This window comes from Paraburkholderia sp. GAS334, from assembly GCF_050436625.1.
Taxonomy (GTDB): domain Bacteria; phylum Pseudomonadota; class Gammaproteobacteria; order Burkholderiales; family Burkholderiaceae; genus Paraburkholderia.
Genome location: NZ_JBNDMO010000010.1, coordinates 1 through 17327, shown reverse-complemented (window position 1 = coordinate 17327; position 17327 = coordinate 1). Strand labels below are relative to the sequence as shown.

Sequence of the window (17327 nt, the reverse complement as noted above, 5' to 3'; positions counted from 1 at the left end):
CTGCTGTGATCCGGACAATGCCTGGTGGAAATGTCGGTATCGGTGACGGTACCGACATTTCAGCTACGGCTTGATAGCGCTTTATTTCGCAAGCGTCCACTCGCAAATCAAGCGTCGGGTTCACCGGCGCGAAGAAACCATTTCGCATTTTAACGCTTGCGGCACCAGGAACAAGGTGGCGTCCCGACGCATCAAAAAGGGCCAAGCATGCGCTCAACGTGCCGAGGCTCGAGCGGCACGCCCATGAACCGTGCGATCTCGACAATTTGACCATACAGCATCCATTGCCCTTGATGCAGAAGGCAATCGCGCTCGCGCGCAGCCTTCAGCAAGTCCGTATCGCCGTCGCGGACCACCACCTCGCACACCAGCGTCCCCGGACTCAGCTGCTCCGTCGGCACCGGCATTGTATCGGCGTCGCGCAATCCGAGGGCGGTCGCATTGACGACGACATCGAATCCGGCGGGATCGCTGTCGCCGCTGCGAATCGACACGCTGGGGCAGGCCTTTTTCAATTGCGCGGCGAGTTCCGCTGCCTTGTCGGCCGACCGGTTGTGGATCACGAGTTCCGCCGGTTGCTCGCGCGCAATCGCGTAGGCCATCGACTTGCCCGCACCGCCCGCGCCGACTTGCAGGACGCGTTTGCCGGCGAGCACGTGACCGCGCTCGTGCAAGCCGGCGACAAAGCCATCGCCATCAAAATTCGCGCCAACCCAATGGCCTTTTTCCCGGTCAAAGCGCATCGCGTTGACGGAGCCCACCAGCCGGGCCGTTTCGCTCAACTCGCCACAAGCCTTGAGCACGGCTTCCTTGTGCGGGATCGTCACCACCAGTCCTCGCAGGTTGCGCGCCGCTTTGGCGCCCGCGAGAAACACGGATAGTTCGGCGGCATCCACGTGGAGCGGCACACAGATGGCGTTCAAGCCTTGCCGCGCCACGCAGGCGTTGAATAGCTGCGGGGTGCGCACGTGGGCGATCGGCGAGGCGATGATACCGACCAGCTGGGTGTTGCCGTCTATCTGCATAGCGGAGTGTCGAATAGTTCAGGGGTGGCGGTCAGAAAGGGCAATGCCATCAACCCGCGATGTACAGACCGCCGTTGACGTGCAGCACTTCGCCGGTCACGAAGCTGGCGGCATCGCTGCACAGGAAGCCGATCGCAGTGGCGATTTCACGCGGATGACCGAGGCGCTTCATCGGCGTCTGCTCAATCGAATCGGCACCGCGCTTCTGGATGAGCGCGGCGGTCATCGGAGTTTCGATGATGCCGGGCGATACCGCATTCACGCGGGTGCGCGGACTGAGTTCGCGCGCGAGCGAGCGGGTCAAGCTGAGCAGGCCGCCCTTCGAAGCGGAATAGTGTGCATTCGAGTAAGCGCCGCGGTGCGCTGCCACCGAGGTGAGGTTGACGACGGCGCTGTTCTCCCGCAACGCAGGCAGGGCTCGTCGCACCAGATAGAACACGCCATCCAGATTGAGGGCGAGCGTGTCTCGCCATTGCGTGTCGGTCATTCCCGCAGCAGGCTGGTCTTGATAGAGGCCGGCGCATGGCACGAGGAAATCGATGCCGCCGAAGCGTTCCTGCGCAAGCGCCACAGCGTGTGCGCAGTCGTCCGGGCTGGCCGCGTCCATGCCCAGTGTGACGATACGTGCGCCGTCCGGATCGAGTTCGGGGGCGAAGCCTGCGAGGCCCGTCGCGTCGCGGTCCGCGAGGACCAGATTTGCGCCATGTGCGAAGAAAAGCCTCGCCGTCTCGCGGCCGATGCCGCCATTCGCGCCTGTGAGAAGCAGCGTGCGTTGCTCGAAGTTATACATCGCTGGTTCCGTGAAGTCTGGTGCGGGTGCGCTGCGCTTGCTCAAATGTGCAGCGCGCGTCCATAGGCCGCAAGCACGGCTTCGTGCATCGCCTCGGAGATTGTGGGGTGCGGCAGGATGGCGGCCATCAGGTCGGCCTCGGTGGTCTCCAGCGTTCGCGCGATCGCATAGCCCTGAATCATCTCGGTGACCTCTTCGCCCACCATGTGCGCGCCGAGCAGCTCGCCGCTGCCCGCGTCGAACACGACCTTGACCAGCCCCGCCGTGGCGCCCATCGCGATCGCCTTGCCGTTGCCGACCAACGGAAACTTGCCGACCTTCACCTGATGCCGGCGCGTCCTCGCTTGCGCTTCGGTGAGTCCCACGCTCGCCACCTGCGGATGGCTGTAGGTGCACGCGGGGATGCGCGCTGGATCGAGCGCGTGCGGCCGCAAGCCGGCGATCTGCTCGACGCAGATCACGCCCTCGTGGCTCGCCTTGTGCGCGAGCCACGGCGGCCCGGCGACATCGCCGATCGCATATACGCCCGGTTCGCCGGTGCGGCCGAAGCTGTCGGTGACGATATGGGTGTTCTCGACCTTGACCGTGGTGTGCTTGAGACCCAGGTCCTCGACATTGCCAACGATGCCGGCCGCAACCAGCACGACGTCGGCCTCGAGCGTCGTGCTCGCGGACTGGTCGCCTTGCAGTTCGATCTCCCAGCCGGATGCCGTGTGCTGCGCGCGCCGGATACCGCTCGCAGTGTGCATGACGATGCCTTCGCCGCCGAGGCTCGTCGCGACTTGCGCGGAAATGTCGGCGTCTTCCGCGGGGAGGATGCGCTCGGCCATCTCGACCAGCGTCACGGCGACGCCGATCGCATGGTAGAAGCTCGCGAACTCGACGCCGATGGCACCCGCGCCGACAATCAGCATCCTTTTGGGCACCAGCGGCGGGGCAAGTGCTTCTCGGTAGGTCCAGACTGTCTCGCCGTCAACGGGGAACATCGACAAATGACGCGCCCGCGCGCCAGTCGCGAGCAGGATGTTGGCGCACGACAGGCGGGTCACCTCGCCGTTGGGCCCGGCGATGTTCAGCCTGCCATGGCCGGCGAGCCGGGCGTGCCCGTCGAACACGGTCACGCCGTTCTTTTTCATCAGGTGCGCGACGCCCTTGTTCAGTTGCGCGGCGACCGCGCGCGAACGGGCCACCATCGCGGGCAGGTCGGCGCTGGGTGCCGCCGTGCGCACGCCGAAGGCCGCCGCATGCTTGACCATCCTCAGTACGTCGGCCGAACGCAGCAGCGCCTTGGTTGGAATGCAGCCCCAGTTCAGGCAGACGCCGCCCAGCTGCGCTTTCTCGACCAGCGCGGTCTTCATGCCGAGCTGGGCGGCGCGGATCGCAGCGACGTAGCCGCCAGGGCCACCCCCGACGACGATCAGATCAAAAGAGGAGAGCGTCACGTCCTGGTCCCTAGATCAGCATGGTTAGCGGGTTTTCCACGAGGCGCGTGAAGGCGGCGAGCCACTGCGCGGCGAGCGCGCCGTCGATCGCACGGTGGTCGACCGACAGCGTGCAGCGCATGACCTGGCCCACGTGGATCGCCCCGTCCTGCGCCACCGGCATCGCCTGGACGGCGCCGACCGCGAGGATCGCGGCCTGCGGAGGGTTGATGATCGCGGAGAACTCTGCGACGCCGTACATGCCGAGATTGCTGACGCTGAAGCTGCCTCCCTGGTATTCGTCGGGGCGCAGGCGTGCGGCACGCGCACGCGCAGCGAGGTCGGCGATCTCGGCGCTGATCCCGGACAGCGGCTTCTGGTCGGCCGCCCGCACGATCGGGGTGATCAGGCCGGCCTCCGTGGAGACCGCCACCGCGATGTCGGCCTGCGTGTACTGGCGCATCGCCGCGTCCGTCCAGCCGACATTGGCTTTCGGTACTTCGCGCAAGGCGAGCGCCACGGCACGCACGATGAAGTCGTTGAGCGAAATCTTGTGCGTGGCGTGAGCGTTGATTTCCGCGCGCAACGCGAGCACGCGCTCCATGCGGCAGTTCGCCGTGAGGTAGAAATGGGGGATCGTGGCCTTGCTTTCGCTCAGGCGGCGAGCGATCGTGCGGCGCATCGCGCTGTGAGGGACTTCGACAAACACTCCGGTGGCTTGGGCTGGCTGCGTGGCCTCGTGGGCCGCGCTCGACGTGGCGGCGGTTGCTAAAACCGGCGAGGTTGCAGCTGCCTCGACGTCCCGCTTGACGATGCGGCCTTTGGGGCCGCTGCCAGCCAGACGCGCCAGTTCGACGCCGCGTTCGCCAGCGAGGCGTCGCGCGAGCGGGCTTGCGAAGAGGCGTTCCGGTTGCGTGCCGACGGCGCCCTCCGCTGTGACGTCGAGCGGGAGCGAAGGCGCGCTCGCCAGCGCCGTGGCGCTCGGCTCGGGCGGTTGCCGAGGGCCTTTCGCGCCGGCGACGAGCGCATCCACGTCGATGCTGGTGTCGCCGTTCACGAGCAGCACACCGATCGGCGCGCCGACCTCGACGGTCTGCCCGGCGGCGATCAGGCAGCGGCCCAGTACCCCTGCGCTCTCCGCGTTCAGTTCGACCACGGCTTTGTCGGTTTCGATTTCAGCGATACAGTCGCCTACGGCAATCGAGTCGCCCTCATTGCGAGTCCACGCTTGCAGCGTGGCTTCGGTCGCGCTGGCGGCCACTTCTGGCATGCGCAAGAGGATCGGCATGTCAGGCGCTCCTCGGCTGCTGAAGCTCGGGGCGATACGCCGCGATATCGGCGTACTGGACGATCTCGAGCACGTTGCCTTCAGGATCGAGGCAGAACGCGAGAAAGGTGCCGGGGCGGATCTCCACGCGCCCGGTGCCGGTGAGGAAGGTCACGCCGGCTCCGTGAAGCCTGTCGACTACCGCCTCGATGTCGTCGACGATGAAGGTCAGATAGGTGGCGTTCGCCTTGTCCAGGATATACGCCGGCGTGGCTTGCGGCGCTGGCGGCCGCAACGGGGCGAGCAGCTTGACGCGCTCGCCCCAGGCGGTCTGCAGGCGCACGACGGTGTAGCCGGTTTCATTCATGGCCGCTTGCTGGGCCCTGGCGGCGGGCACGGTGATTTCGCTGACGAATGCGAAGCCCAGTACCTGCTCGTAAAAGCGCCGCATGTGCGCGAGATCGCACACGGCGATGCCGACCTCCAGAGGAGCGGTCATGTTCAGCGTCATGAGGATTCCTTATTCAGCTCAATCGGTTGGATAGCGTTGGCCTCGGCTCTTCAAGCCGCGCCCTTGTCGCGCATTACGTGACGCAGGGCATCGGCCACTTCCTGGGTGCGCGCGGCGGCGGCGCGCTCCAGTACCTTCGAGATGCTGGGCGCGGCTTGCGCACCCGTGACCCGCTGCACTGGCTGATCGAGCCAGTCGAAATAGCGGCGCTGGATTTCATCGGCGAGCCAGCCTCCATACGACGTGCCCCGCGCGCCTTGCTCGACGATCAGCACATTGTTGGTTTTCTTCAGGCTCTGACCGATCGTCTCCCAATCGAGGCTTGCCCGATCGAGCCAGCGCAGGTCGATCACCTCCGCGTCGATCCCGGTCTGCTCCACGGCTTCGAGCGTGTGGCCGACCATCGACAGGTAGGTGAGCACCGTCAGCTCGCCGCCGCTGCGGCGCACCGCGGCCTTGCCCACTGGCAGGTAATAGTCGAAATCTTCGATGGGGGCCGTGCCCGACGCGTTGTACAGGTCCACATGCTCAATCACGAGCACGGGGTCCTTGCAGGCAAGCGCCGTGTTCATCAGGCCGACATAGTCGAACGGCGTGGAAGGCGCGACGATGCGCCAGCCGGGGCAGGTCGCGAAAATGCCAGCCGGGTCCATCGAGTGCTGGGAGCCGTAGCCCGTGCCCATCGCCACCTTGGTGCGCAGCACCAGCGGCACATCGCTCTCGCCGCCGAACATATGACGGACCTTGCCGATCTGGTTGAAGACCTGGTCCGCGGCCACCCACATGAAGTCCGGGTACATGAACTCCACGACGGGCTTGTAGCGACCATCGAGCGCGAGGCCGCCGCCGAGGCCGACGAACGCGTTCTCGCTGATCGGCGTACCGAGCACCCGCCCGGGGAAGGCGTCACGCAAACCGCGTGTCGCACCATTGGTGCCGCCCTTGAGGCGGTGCACGTCCTCGCCCATCACGACCACCGACGGGTCGGTCTCCATCCGCCGGTGCATGAGGTCGGCCACGACGTCGATGAACTTGCGCTCGGCCAGCTGGCCGGTGAAGCCAGCCTCTTCCTCGTGGCGCAGGCCGTCCAGTTCGCACAGCTCGCTGCGGATGCCGACGTCGCAGAAGTCAGGGCTCGGCCACAGTTCCGGACGGATGCGCCGCTTGCCGGGCCGGCCCGGATCGCTTTCGGTCAGCGACGCCATGGCTTCGCGCATCGCTTGCTTGACGCGCTCGCGCAGTGCGGCGACCTCGTCGGCGCCGATGAGCTTGCGGGCCTCCATGCGGCGCGCGATCAGGTCGATCGGATCACGGCTGCGCCAGTGCTGCTCTTCCTCCTTGCTGCGATAGCCGAAGGCGCTCCCGGGGAAAGGGCCGTTCTGATGGAAGAAACGATAGACGTCCGCCTCGATGATCGTCGGCCCGCCGCCCGCGCGCATATGCGCGAGCGCTTCCTGCGTGACCAGATAGACCGCGAGCGGGTCCATGCCGTCCACTTTCCAGCTCGGGATATTGAAGGCCATGCCGCGCGCCGACAGGCGCGCTTCGGCGGTCGATTCCTCCACCGTGGTGGAGACCGCGTAGCGGTTATTTTCGATGAAGAAGCACAGCGGCAGCTTCCATGTTGCAGCGAGGTTCATCGTCTCGAGGACCGAGCCGATGTTGACCGCGCCATCGCCGAAATAGGTGATGGCGACGGCGTCGGTGCCCGCGTGGCGATGCGCCCATGCGGCGCCGGCGGCCATCGGCACGCCGCCGCCCACGATTGCGTTGGTGCCGAGGGCGCCGGCTTCGGCCCATTGCAGGTGCATCGAACCGCCACGGCCTTTGCAAAAACCCTGTGCGAGGCCGAGGATCTCCGCCAGAGTACGCTGCAACAACGCCTGGATCGCCGGCGCGAGGGGCGCGCGCGGATCGATGCCCGCCGGCGCCAGATAACCTAGGGCCTTGGAGATGAACTGATGATGGCCGCGGTGCGAGCCGTTGACCTGGTCGGCGGCGGTGAGCGGCACGATCGAGCCGGCCGCTCCGCCCTCCTGGCCGATGCTCGAGTGCGCCGGCCCGTGCACCAGGCCCTCGGCGGCGAGTTCGAGGACCGCCTCCTCGAAGCCGCGGATCAGATGCATGTGGCTGAGCAGCGTGCCGAGCAGCGCGGGATCGGCGCGCGCCCAGTCGGCGTCGGTGGCATGCAGTTCCACCCATTCGGCGGTGGGACGCAGGGGTCTACGTTCAGACATGTGGAAATCCTTGACTGCGAGTCGTATTCGCGAGGCCGCGTGTTTAGAAACCGTCGGCGGTCCAGCCGCCGTCGGACACCAGTGCGTGGCCCGTGATGAACGCGGCGGAATCAGATGAGAGGAAGAGGGCCACTTCGGCCATTTCGTCCGGCGTGCCGAAGCGCCGCAGCGGCGTGCGCGCGAGCAGCGCTTCGCCGTCGATTGCGTTGCGGGCCAGCAGGGATTCCACCAATGCGGTGCTCGTGTAGCCAGGGCACACCGCGTTGACGCGGATGTTGTGTTCGGCCCATTCCGCTGCGAGCGAGCGGGTGAGCGACACGACGCCGGCCTTGGCGGCGCAGTAGGCGACGCGCCGGGCCGACGAGGCGAGGCCCCACATCGACGCGGTGCTCACGATGGCGCCGCCCCCCTGCCGTACCATGCGGCGGCCCGCTGCCTGCGCGCAGTAGAAGACGCCCGACAGGTCGATGTCGATCGCGCGGCGCCACTCGTCCGGTGTGAGTTCCAGCGACGGCTTGTTCATCGAGATCCCTGCGTTGTTGAGCAGGATGTCGATGCGACCGAAGCGGGCCTCGGTGTCGGCGCAGGCCTGTTCCACGGCGGCCGGGTCGGTGATCGATGCTGTGACGACTTCCACTTCGACGCTCGGGTAGGCGGCCTGCAGTTCCGCCTTGGTCGCGGCGAGCCCGGTTGCGTCGAGATCGAGCAGCATCAAACGCGCGCCGTGGCGGGCGAAGCCATGCGCCATCGCCCGGCCGATGCCGCTCGCGCCGCCCGTGTTGAGCACGGCCTTGCCGGCGATGCCGCTGTAGCGCGCGGGCGCGAAGGCTTGTGCGGCCTCAGATGCAATAGGAGAGGAGAGGTTCATGCAGTTAATCTCAATCAGGATGACTAACGCGTCGCCGAAGGCGAACGGAACATGGGGACTGTCTGGGCCATAAAACGGTGGTGCGATGAGCTCTAAAGTGGCACGACCAAAAATAAAAGCGGTCTGACAGGTTAACTATAATGTGAACGACTGGCGGCCGTCAACGCCGCGAATGAATCGCTCCGGGTTTTATGGGCGGTTTGCTGGGCGCGTGTGGGCAGTGCGCGCCCACGCAGCCGAAAGCGCGCTCAGGATGAGGCCAGACGCTGCTTCACGAAGTGCGCGACCAGTTGCGTGACGCGCGCTTCCTGCTCGTGGATCACCCAGTGACTGGCGTCGGCGATCCTTTCGATGTGCAGATCGGGAATGTACCGATGCAAGCCGTTCAGGCAGCCGGTCAGCAGAAAGCGGTCTTGCTCGCCCCAGATCACGAGCGTGGGTACCCGCACGGTCAGTGCGGCATCGTCGAACACCACGGCTTGCGCACCGGGGTCGTCGCCGCTCGCCGGGTGCAGCGGCGAGGCGCGATAGTACGCAAGCCCGGCGCGGATCGAACCCGGCCTCGACCATGCGCGCTGGTACTCCTGCTGGAGTGCCGCGTCGAACCATGAGGGCACGGCATCGGCGCGTTCGGCGAACATCGCGCGCAGGTAAGCATGGTCGTTGGCGCAGACCTGCGCTTCCGCTTCTTCGCTGATGAAAAAGTTCATGTAGACGCTGGCTGCCTGTTGCGCGGCGTTTTCGGCCAGCTCGCGCCGGTATGCGCCCGGATGCACGGCGTTGATCATGACGAGGCCATGGAGTCGCTGCGGATGCGCGACCGCAAACGCGCAGGCGATCGCACCGCCCCAGTCGTGGCCGATAAGGATGCACTTCTCCCGTTCCAGATGATCGAGCAGCGCAGCCAGGTCACTCACTATCTGTCCGGCGCGATACCCGCGCACCTCGTCCGGGCCGCTCGACTCGTTGATGCCGCGCGTGTCCAGTGCGACTGCATGGTAGTGCTCGCCGAACGACTGGAGCATGCCGTGCCACGCGAGCCAGTTTTCGGGAAACCCGTGCACGAAGAGCAGAAGCGGCTGGCCCGGGTCGCCGCAGCTTGCGTAGTGCGCGGTGTACCCGTTGAGCGTCACGTAGTGATGTTCGATATTCGATGACATGTTCGATCCTCGTATGTCGCGTGACGCCCTCAGCTTTGGCGCGCTGCCAGTGCCAGGACTTTCTCCAGCACCGATATCGCACCCGCGTCGCCGTTGACCTGAATGTCGCCGTTAGCCACCGCCTCGCTCAGGCTGATCTGGCGCAGCGTCAATTGCGACATGGCGCGCACGTTCAGAGTCAGTTCGAGCGACGCCTCGCGGGGCGCCTCGCTACGGTACTCGGCGACACCGGCGCGTAGCAGCAGTCCGCACTCGCCATGGCCGGGAAAGTGGAATCCGACGCTCATACGCACGCCTGCGGCCGCTTGCGGATCGACGCTCACTTCGAGCAGCTTGATCTGATCCTGCGGCGGCTTCTTCGACAGCGTTTCCACCGTCTGCGCGCCGAAGAACGACTTCGGTGAAATACGGCGCCAGTCGGTCTTGTCCTCGAGATGTAGCGCCTCGGTGAGCATGAAGTTGCGGGTCTGGATGCCGGTACGGGTGCCCTGGGCCATCGCGCGCAACGCGTCGGCCTTCATCTGACGCGCGTCCCGATTGCCGGGTTCGGTGGCCAGCAGCAGGCTCATCAGCTTCGCGGCCAGGTTGTACTTGCGTTCATGCATCGCCGTGCGTCCGCGTGCGAGGAACGCGGCTGCCCCGCCAAAGCCCTCGACTAGCACTTCTCCCAGTTCCGCTGGCGCCGGCGGATGGAGATCGGCGCCGTCCTCGCTATACCAGCCCACCACGCCGCGATAGACACCGCGAATCGCGTATTCCCAGTCGATATAGCCCGGGAACAGCAGGGGATTGCTCGCCAGATGCTCGGGAAGGTGGATGCTGGCGACCATCTCGTCGGGGGTCATCCCCTGATTGATCGCGCGCACGCTCTGGTTCCAGATGAACGCGTACGCGTCGCGATGCGCGGTGAGGGCGGCCTGGGCCGACGCCTTATCGGTGTAAGGGGCGCCGTGCACCGGGATGACATAGGTGTGGTCGAGGTTGCGCAAGAGATCGAGGGCGGCGACCAGTTCGTCCGGTGTTCGGAAGAAGTCACCGCGCAGCGTATAGAGCGGATAGGCCACCGGCCCGAGCGCCGAGTTCGCCACCACCGCGTCGAGATCGGGGAATTCGATGGCGAGCGAGTCGCGGGTGTCGCCGATGATGTGGTGAAAGCGGATCTTCACGCCATCCACGGTCACGACTTCCTTGTCGGCGACGGCGTGCGTCACCTTCAATGGCGCTGCGGCGTTCAGATGTGGCTCGACAAAGGATTTGTCGCCTTCACCGACGCGCGCATCGGAGCCTTCGTCCGGCAGGTAGGCGCCAAACTGGATGCCGATGCGGCGCAATTGCATCGGGCCGAGCAGATCGGCGGTCGTAGCGGCCAGTTGCTCCATTAGCGGATGGGCGAAGACCGCGAGGTCCTCGATTGTCTCGCCGTCGAGCAGGCCGGCCGCGCCTCCGATGTAGTGATGGTGCGAATAGATGACCGCTTTGACCGGATTGTCGCTGAAGCCTCGGATGAGCTGGCGCAGGTCGCGGCCATGGCCGAACCTGGTGCCGGTTTCGATCACGATCAAGCCGCTTGCGCCTTCCACGACGATACAGTTGACGCTGTGGTAGCCGAGGATCACGTGGATGCCCGGGCGCACGTTGATCACCTGGACGCCGCGCCGCGCCGCCGAAACGTGACGCATGAAGTCGGCGTTGACGATCGCGCCGTTCGGCGCGGTGGCTTTGTTATGGTCCTGACCGCCACGGTAGAACGGCAGCACGGGCTCGTCCGTCGACGAAGTGGAGGCGGAAGATGCGAGTCCCGATGAAGGGTGCACCGGCTGGCGTGCTTTCATACTCAATTTCCTCGTTCAGTATCAGGATCGGACCGGCAAACGAAGGCGATATCCGCTTTGCTCTCGTCCGTGGGCAATCGGGGCACCGTGGCCCGTCTACGTGTCTTGGCGCACGGCATCGGCCCCTTCACCGGGCCCGGCGCATCAGGCTGAAGCTTTGCGCGGTGGGTCCCACGAGGGGCCGCGTGGCCAGAAACATCGCGAGCGGCACTACATCTTCCGGGTCCTTGATCCACTCGCCCGTGGGGAACTGGGTTTCCCCGAAGCCTGTCATGGCGGTTTTGACCGGGCCCGGGATCAACTCGTTGACGCTGAAGTTGGCGTCCTGAAGCTCCATGGCCAACGTCTGGGTGAGCATCCACAAGGCGAGCTTCGAAGTCGAATAGGCGGACCCGCCGGGATGGGGACGAAAGCGCGAGCCGGAGCCGGTCATCACGATCTTGCCGCCGCCTCGCTTGCGCAAATGGGGGGGCGCGGCGCGTGGTATGAAAGGCACCGAAGAGGTTGACTTCCGCGGGCCGTTTCCATCGTTCCGGGTCGCAGCTTTCGATATCGATGCGCGCGAAGGCGACACCGGCGTTGGCGATGACGACATCGACGCTCGCGTCAAGGCCGCAACGGATCGAACAACGCCAGGAACGCGGACGCGCTTGCCTTGTCGCCGGTGAGCAAAGCCGCTCGCCGATCCACCAGTGCTTCCAGCGAGTCCAGTCCGAGAAAGAGCGCGGCGAAGGCCTGTCCATCGAGTTGGAGAACGAAGTCCGCCTGGCGGTAGTGGTGTGCCGGTTGCTCGACGAATTCGACCACCCCGCGACGCAAATGAAGCGCCACCGATTTCCTCGCGCCATCGGAGAAATCGAAGCGCATGACCCCATCGGTATCCTGCGCCTTGACGGGGTCGACACGCACACGTAACTGGTTGACGAACGTCACGGGGTCCGCGCCAACCTGCTGCGGTGTGGGTGGCACGACGCGTGGCAGCTTGACCTTGCCTTCCAGCGCAAGGGCCTGGCTCAACATGAAGCCGCGCGTAATGCTGGTCGTGCAAGCGTATGCGCTCTCACGCAGCAGATCGGCCTTGAGTTGACGGATTACGGTATCGGTGGGCGTGAGTCGGAACAGATAGTTGAGCAGTTCGAGCGCCCAGGCGAGCTCGCCGGTGCGTTGCGCTTCGCGCACAGCGGCGAGCACCTTGTCGCGCCCGCCGAGCAGCGGCACCATCCGCCCGGCGATCTCCTGCGGAGGCAGCTTGACGAGCGTCGCGGCGTCCCCGTCCCACCAGCCCACCGCGTGGTTCATGATGTACGGGGCATGCCAGTCCAGGCGACCGTACGATTCGAACAGCCACGGCTCCGCCGCCAGATGGCGGGGCAGTTGGATGAAGCTGCGCAACTCTTCCGGGCTCTTGCCTTGCAGGATGCCGCGCAAGGTCTGATCGAGTACGAGGTGGGTGAAGTCGAGGTAGTTGCGCAGCGTGCGCTCGATCGCTTCCTTCCCGCTCAGGGACCGGCCGTGCTGACTGATCAGGTGCTCTGGTTGCAGCGCCAGGATGTGCCGCAGCGCTTCGGACCAGATGCGCGGATCGCGGAACTTCGCGCCACGCGGGGTATAGAAGTTCGGTTGCCAGGGCCACAGGATATTGTTCAGCGCCACTTTGTGGTCGGGCAGCCAGACGGTGATGCAGTCGTCGGTATCGGAGCCGCCCTCGGTGAAGAACTGCAGGCGTACGCCCGCGACGGTCAACGCTTCGCCATGCCGCACCGGCTTATTCACCGGGACGAAGCCGCTCTCACCGAGTTCGACGCTGAAGCCGTGCCTCGCATCCTCCCCCTCTTCGGGCAGAAAAATCTGGGCGTGCTGGACGGCGCGCGCACGTTGCAGCGGTTCGACCTCGGGAAAGTAAGAGCCGAGCGCGGCCACCTGCATGTTCTCGTTGAGCTTCGGGTGGCCGATCACCATCACGTCCTCTTCGCCCTCGATGAGTGCAGTCGTGCCCAACGTATAGTGGGTATGGCTGTAGATGACGGCCTTGATCGGCTTGGAACTGATGCGGCGGACCAGTTCCCGGTAGCGCCTCCCATGCTCGACGTTCTCACCGGTCTCCCACACGATCAGTCCGTCGGGGCCTTCGATCACGGCGGCGTTCAATGAAGTGCCCGGCAAGACCCAGACGCCGTCGGTCAAAAGGTAGGGCGTGGCATCCTGATGCTTGACGAGCCTCGCGTTATCCAGCACCGCGCGGTTGACGACGGCACCGTTTTCGGCGTGCACCAGACGCACGGAAGCACCCATATACATCAATTCACGTTCTGGCATGGGGTACCTCGCCTCGCGTTCGAGCGGGCGGTCGGCCGGGGAGGAAGCTGGGTGATCGTTCATATCTGTTGCTCTTGGCAGGCTTCTTTCGATTAATGGATGCTTACGCGTGTACATAACGGCGGGCAGGTCATCGGCAATGGCGAGCCGTCACTGAAGATGTTCGAGCGGTCCCGAAAGCGGCGGGCGCGCCATAGCGAGGCGGGCACGCTCGGGATGCAGGTAGCGTGCGCTGGCGAGGGCGGCGGCGATCAGCAATGCTCCACCAATGACGAAGCCGGTCTCATACCCGTGCGCGCTGGAGTTGCCACTTGCCTGAACGAGCCGGCCCATCACGGCCGGCGCAATCGCTCCGGCCGAACTGGCGAGCGCCGTATAGATGGACATGATCGCACCACGCTGGCCGGCCGGCACCAGCTCGGCAAGGATCGCAGGGGCGAGCGCGAAACAGATCGAGGGGAGCGCATTGGCCAGAGCGAACAGCAACACCTTCGCCGTGGGCTGGAGATCGACGAGTGTCAGCGTGATCAATAGTGCGCCACCAGCGAGAAATGTCGCGTTGATGACCTGGACGCGTGCGAGCCGCGTCGATGCCCCGTGCGACTGCAGGCGCTGAGAAAACCAGCTGAGGGCGATCGTATAGGGCGTTGTGAACATCACGGTCATCGAAAACATCCGGCCGGCGGTCACGGCGTCGAACCCGAGGCCTTTCTGCAGATAGGCAGGCAGCCAGGTGAGAACGAGACCCGTCGTCCAGTACGTCGCGAATCCGAGCAGGAAGACGAGCAGAACCGCGGGAGAGCCGAGTATCGTGCGATACGGCAACCGTGCGGACTGATCCGCGCCGATCTTCAGGGCGGTTTGCAGACCGTCGCGCTGGACCGTGTGCGCCTCGGGACGGGACTCTTTGCCAAAAAGCAGCCAAAGCACGCTCCAGAGAGCGCCGATGACGCCCAGCAGCATGAAGTTCATGCGCCAGCCCAAGTGCTGCGTAACCGGGGGAATCAGCAGGCCCGAGAGCACGAGACCCAACGCCCCGCCCTGGTTCAAGATGGCCACCGGCAGGTTGCGCTTCTCGTCGGGGAACCACTTGAAGAGTTCGTGCATCGAGAGCGCGGAGGCCGGACCCTCTGCCGCGCCAAGCACGACGCGGCAAATAAGAATGGTGAACGTGACAGCGGCAAAGGCCAGCGGGAGTTGTAGAAGCGACCAGCTGAGCGCCATCGCGAGGAGGAGCCAGCGCGTGGGAACGCGGGTCGAAAGAAAACCGACAAGCACGCTCGACGTGGAGAACAACCAGAAAAAACTGCCGGCAATCACGCCGAATTCGGACGCAGACAGATTGAACTCGGCCATCAGTGGCACTGCCAGCATGCCCAGCACGATCTTGTCCAGGAAGTTGATGAGGGCGAGGCCCGTCAACAAGGCTGCGATCAACCAGGCGTCGCGCGGCTGGTAGTCAGGGGAGGGAGTCATGGTGTCTCTCGTTGTTCTGGCGCTCTTGCGGTTGCCTCGCTCGGGCACACTCGGGGGCGCTACTTCACGCCACGCAGATCCTGGGGCTCGTCACGCTGCGCAATTCGACAGCGCAGGTCGTCCGGCAGCGCGACGAGTTCGCCGGTCGAGTTGCGCATCCAGATGCAGATGGCGTGGCCCCGTCCGACGAGTTCACGGCTCCACGCGGCGAACTCCATGCGGAAGCTGGTGTTGCGCACCCATGCGACACGCGCGGTCACGACAACCTGGCTACTCTGATCCAGCGAACGCTCGTAGGTGAAGCCGACGTCTTTCAAAACCGGTCCGGCGGCATCGACGGAAAATGCCGGTTCGCCGAGCGACGCGAAGTAGGCATTGCGCGCTTCCTCACACCACGTGAAATAACTGCGATGGCTGACGTGCGCGAAGGCATCCAGTTCGCTCCAGCGCACGTCGAACGACAGGCCGAAGCGCCAGCCGGGTTCAATGCCGTGCAACTCGACCAGCTCGGCGTTCAGCATGTTCATGACTTTTCCACAGAGACGGATTCGATACTGGCGCGTCGGCATCGCGAGGCGCCTTCTTGCTTTGAAACTGGTATGTCAGAAAACATAACTGGTCTGACAGGTTTGGATACTAAGGGACGAGTTTCGAAGTGTCAATGCGACTTAACCCGGCGTGAGATGCGCGAAATATGCTAGATTCGCCTGTAAGGCCAATTCAGGAACCGGATCGACATGTCTGCGGAACCCACTACCAGGTACAAAGCGCTCCAGGCGCGAACCACTCCACGTGAGGTGCGCGGCAAAACGTCCGCCGGGGCGGCCAGCCCTGGCGGGCCGCAGCATTTGCCCGATGAGATTGCCGCGCACCTCGCACAGGCGATCCGCGCAAAGGAATTCACCGCGGGCGATCGTCTGCCGAGCGAGCGGCTCCTGGGCGAGCAGTTTTCCGTGAGTCGGGCTGTCGTGCGCGAAGCGCTCTCGAAACTGAAATCCGAAGGGCTCGTCACATCGAAGGCGGGCAGCGGCGTCTACGTGACCGATGGCAGCCAGCGCCAGGCATTCCGGATGCAGGAAGTCGAACTTGGCGAGAAGGATTCGCTCACGATGGTGATGGAGTTGCTGATTACCGTCGAGGTGGCGGCCACGCGTTTCGCGGCAATGCGGCGCACCGCAGACGATCTGAAGCGGATTCGCCGCGCGCTGATCGGCATGGAGTATGAAATCGCCAACGATCGCCTCGGCGACGAAGAGGATTTCGCCTTCCATCAGGCCATCGTCGACGCCACGCACAACCCGCATTTTCAGGCGCTGAGCGAACATCTCGAACATGGCGCGCGGCGTCTGATCCGGCAGGCGCGCAACAACACGAAGAGCCAGCATGCGCACCTCATCGAGGCAGTGCAGCAGGAGCATAAGCAGATCTTCGAGGCGATCAGCGCCAGCGATGCCGAACAAGCCGGTCTAGCCGCCGAGACGCATCTGCGCAACTCGGCAAAGCGGCTCAAGATATATCTGAAGGGATGATGGGCGGCGCGACGAGTCTGATCTCCTTTGCGGGGCACATCGGGGCACGCCGCGCGCATTGTGCCACCCGTCACGCGCTGCGTTGAATGACCAGTCGACAGCTGAATTGCGGTCAGGTTTCGGGATTGTTAAAAAGCATGGGGTTTTCGGCAGCTAGCATTGAACCTCGCCAGCGCCGGCTCTGGTGCAAATAGGTGGATTGGCCGAAAAGTTTCCTATAGTTACGGATGCCTTATCGATCAGATAGGACAGCATTCCAGACGGCAGGCACAACGGCATCTTTGGGCCCGGGAATGGAGAGGTTGAACTGCCCCTTGCGAATTCGGTGCATCAACTCGATGCCGGCAATCGTGGTCGCGGCGCTCCTGAACCGTTTGAAGCCGAGCATCACGTTCGTTCTGGACTTGATGTTTCGATGGTCCTGTTCGACCAAGTTGTTCAGGTACTTCGAGGACCGGACCTTCGTATCCTCAGGCAGCAGGCCATCGGCCTTCATCTCACGCACCGCCCGATGCGAGGCAGCATAACCATCGAGCGTGATCGTCTCTGGCGGCTGGCCCTGATATTTGATCGCCTTTCTGAAAAAGGCTTTGGCAGCGCTCACGTCGCGCTTTGCCCTGAGCATGAAGTCCACCGTCTGGCCGACTCGATCCACCGCCCGGTACAGATAAACCCATTTGCCACGAATCTTCAGTGGAGTAAGAAACAGGGCGTAGTCGAACTATTTCCCTGTTTCTCCTCCCCGAACCGGACGTGCACCTCTCAGCGCATCCGGCTCTCCATTGAGGTGTCGCTCATAGCAAAGGCAACATCAGCGTAGCGCGACTCGATGGTGCGGCGTGTCTCATCGCGCAATATGTACGGATTTTCCATGGGGGTTCGCCAGGTGAATCGC

The 17327-nt window shown here is 64.5% G+C and carries 14 protein-coding genes and 1 pseudogene; 1 reads left to right on the top strand and 14 read right to left on the bottom strand.

Annotation, left to right across the window (positions count from 1 at the left end):
- Positions 1-191: 191 nt before the first annotated feature.
- The 13 genes from P3T21_RS19310 to P3T21_RS19250 all read right to left on the bottom strand — a co-directional run bounded on the left by P3T21_RS19310 (position 192) and on the right by P3T21_RS19250 (position 15430).
- Positions 192-1025, bottom strand: a complete 834-nt coding sequence (locus P3T21_RS19310) for a shikimate dehydrogenase family protein (RefSeq protein WP_429257555.1) — start codon at positions 1023-1025, stop codon at positions 192-194.
- Between the two features lie 49 nt (positions 1026-1074).
- Positions 1075-1815 (bottom strand): SDR family NAD(P)-dependent oxidoreductase, encoded by a 741-nt coding sequence (locus P3T21_RS19305; RefSeq protein WP_429257554.1) that lies wholly within the window; start codon positions 1813-1815, stop codon positions 1075-1077.
- Positions 1816-1856: 41 nt separating this feature from the next.
- Complete coding sequence (gene lpdA, locus P3T21_RS19300; RefSeq protein WP_429257553.1) at positions 1857-3257, bottom strand: dihydrolipoyl dehydrogenase; 1401 nt, start codon at positions 3255-3257, stop codon at positions 1857-1859.
- 10 nt (positions 3258-3267) lie between these two features.
- Positions 3268-4524, bottom strand: coding sequence for a pyruvate dehydrogenase complex dihydrolipoamide acetyltransferase (locus tag P3T21_RS19295; protein ID WP_429257552.1), 1257 nt, complete (start codon positions 4522-4524; stop codon positions 3268-3270).
- 1 nt (position 4525) lies between these two features.
- A complete protein-coding gene (locus P3T21_RS19290) occupies positions 4526-5014 on the bottom strand; it encodes a VOC family protein (RefSeq protein ID WP_429257551.1) in 489 nt (162 codons plus the stop codon).
- A gap of 50 nt (positions 5015-5064) precedes the next feature.
- The gene (locus P3T21_RS19285; protein WP_429257550.1) at positions 5065-7251 is read right to left on the bottom strand and encodes an alpha-ketoacid dehydrogenase subunit alpha/beta; all 2187 of its coding nucleotides are present in this window, start codon (positions 7249-7251) and stop codon (positions 5065-5067) included.
- Positions 7252-7294: 43 nt separating this feature from the next.
- Positions 7295-8119, bottom strand: coding sequence for an SDR family NAD(P)-dependent oxidoreductase (locus P3T21_RS19280; protein ID WP_429257549.1), 825 nt, complete (start codon positions 8117-8119; stop codon positions 7295-7297).
- Positions 8120-8367: 248 nt separating this feature from the next.
- Positions 8368-9279 carry an alpha/beta fold hydrolase gene (locus P3T21_RS19275; protein ID WP_429257548.1) on the bottom strand — a complete coding sequence of 304 codons (912 nt, stop codon included), beginning with the start codon at positions 9277-9279 and terminating at the stop codon, positions 8368-8370.
- A 29-nt stretch (positions 9280-9308) separates the two neighbouring features.
- On the bottom strand, positions 9309-11036 hold the full coding sequence (locus P3T21_RS19270) for an alkyl sulfatase dimerization domain-containing protein (RefSeq protein ID WP_429257547.1): 1728 nt from the start codon (positions 11034-11036) through the stop codon (positions 9309-9311).
- A 202-nt stretch (positions 11037-11238) separates the two neighbouring features.
- Entirely contained in the window at positions 11239-11706 is a 468-nt protein-coding gene (locus tag P3T21_RS19265) for an SDR family NAD(P)-dependent oxidoreductase (protein WP_429257546.1), read from the bottom strand.
- Between the two features lie 11 nt (positions 11707-11717).
- Positions 11718-13427 (bottom strand): alkyl sulfatase dimerization domain-containing protein, encoded by a 1710-nt coding sequence (locus P3T21_RS19260; RefSeq protein ID WP_429257545.1) that lies wholly within the window; start codon positions 13425-13427, stop codon positions 11718-11720.
- Between the two features lie 150 nt (positions 13428-13577).
- Positions 13578-14903: an MFS transporter gene (locus P3T21_RS19255; protein WP_429257544.1), complete on the bottom strand. Its 1326-nt coding sequence runs from the start codon at positions 14901-14903 to the stop codon at positions 13578-13580.
- A gap of 59 nt (positions 14904-14962) precedes the next feature.
- The gene (locus tag P3T21_RS19250) at positions 14963-15430 is read right to left on the bottom strand and encodes an acyl-CoA thioesterase (protein WP_429257543.1); all 468 of its coding nucleotides are present in this window, start codon (positions 15428-15430) and stop codon (positions 14963-14965) included.
- A 210-nt stretch (positions 15431-15640) separates the two neighbouring features.
- Here P3T21_RS19250 and P3T21_RS19245 point away from each other — a divergent pair, with 210 nt between their 5' ends.
- Positions 15641-16432 (top strand): FadR/GntR family transcriptional regulator, encoded by a 792-nt coding sequence (locus P3T21_RS19245; RefSeq protein ID WP_429257542.1) that lies wholly within the window; start codon positions 15641-15643, stop codon positions 16430-16432.
- Positions 16433-16664: 232 nt separating this feature from the next.
- Here the strand turns inward: P3T21_RS19245 and P3T21_RS19240 are convergent.
- Positions 16665-17117, bottom strand: a pseudogene (locus P3T21_RS19240) (IS6 family transposase); the annotation flags it as partial.
- Positions 17118-17327 lie beyond the last annotated feature (210 nt).

What these genes read in the sequence shown, in the direction of transcription:
- P3T21_RS19310 (WP_429257555.1), bottom strand. Translation starts at nt 1,025, where the DNA reads ATGCAGATAGACGGCAACACCCAGCTGGTCGGTATCATCGCCTCGCCG.
- P3T21_RS19305 (WP_429257554.1), bottom strand. Translation starts at nt 1,815, where the DNA reads ATGTATAACTTCGAGCAACGCACGCTGCTTCTCACAGGCGCGAATGGC.
- P3T21_RS19295 (WP_429257552.1), bottom strand. Translation starts at nt 4,524, where the DNA reads ATGCCGATCCTCTTGCGCATGCCAGAAGTGGCCGCCAGCGCGACCGAA.
- P3T21_RS19290 (WP_429257551.1), bottom strand. Translation starts at nt 5,014, where the DNA reads ATGACGCTGAACATGACCGCTCCTCTGGAGGTCGGCATCGCCGTGTGC.
- P3T21_RS19285 (WP_429257550.1), bottom strand. Translation starts at nt 7,251, where the DNA reads ATGTCTGAACGTAGACCCCTGCGTCCCACCGCCGAATGGGTGGAACTG.
- P3T21_RS19280 (WP_429257549.1), bottom strand. Translation starts at nt 8,119, where the DNA reads ATGAACCTCTCCTCTCCTATTGCATCTGAGGCCGCACAAGCCTTCGCG.
- P3T21_RS19275 (WP_429257548.1), bottom strand. Translation starts at nt 9,279, where the DNA reads ATGTCATCGAATATCGAACATCACTACGTGACGCTCAACGGGTACACC.
- P3T21_RS19265 (WP_429257546.1), bottom strand. Translation starts at nt 11,706, where the DNA reads ATGTCGTCATCGCCAACGCCGGTGTCGCCTTCGCGCGCATCGATATCG.
- P3T21_RS19260 (WP_429257545.1), bottom strand. Translation starts at nt 13,427, where the DNA reads ATGCCAGAACGTGAATTGATGTATATGGGTGCTTCCGTGCGTCTGGTG.
- P3T21_RS19255 (WP_429257544.1), bottom strand. Translation starts at nt 14,903, where the DNA reads ATGACTCCCTCCCCTGACTACCAGCCGCGCGACGCCTGGTTGATCGCA.
- P3T21_RS19250 (WP_429257543.1), bottom strand. Translation starts at nt 15,430, where the DNA reads ATGAACATGCTGAACGCCGAGCTGGTCGAGTTGCACGGCATTGAACCC.
- P3T21_RS19245 (WP_429257542.1), top strand. Translation starts at nt 15,641, where the DNA reads ATGTCTGCGGAACCCACTACCAGGTACAAAGCGCTCCAGGCGCGAACC.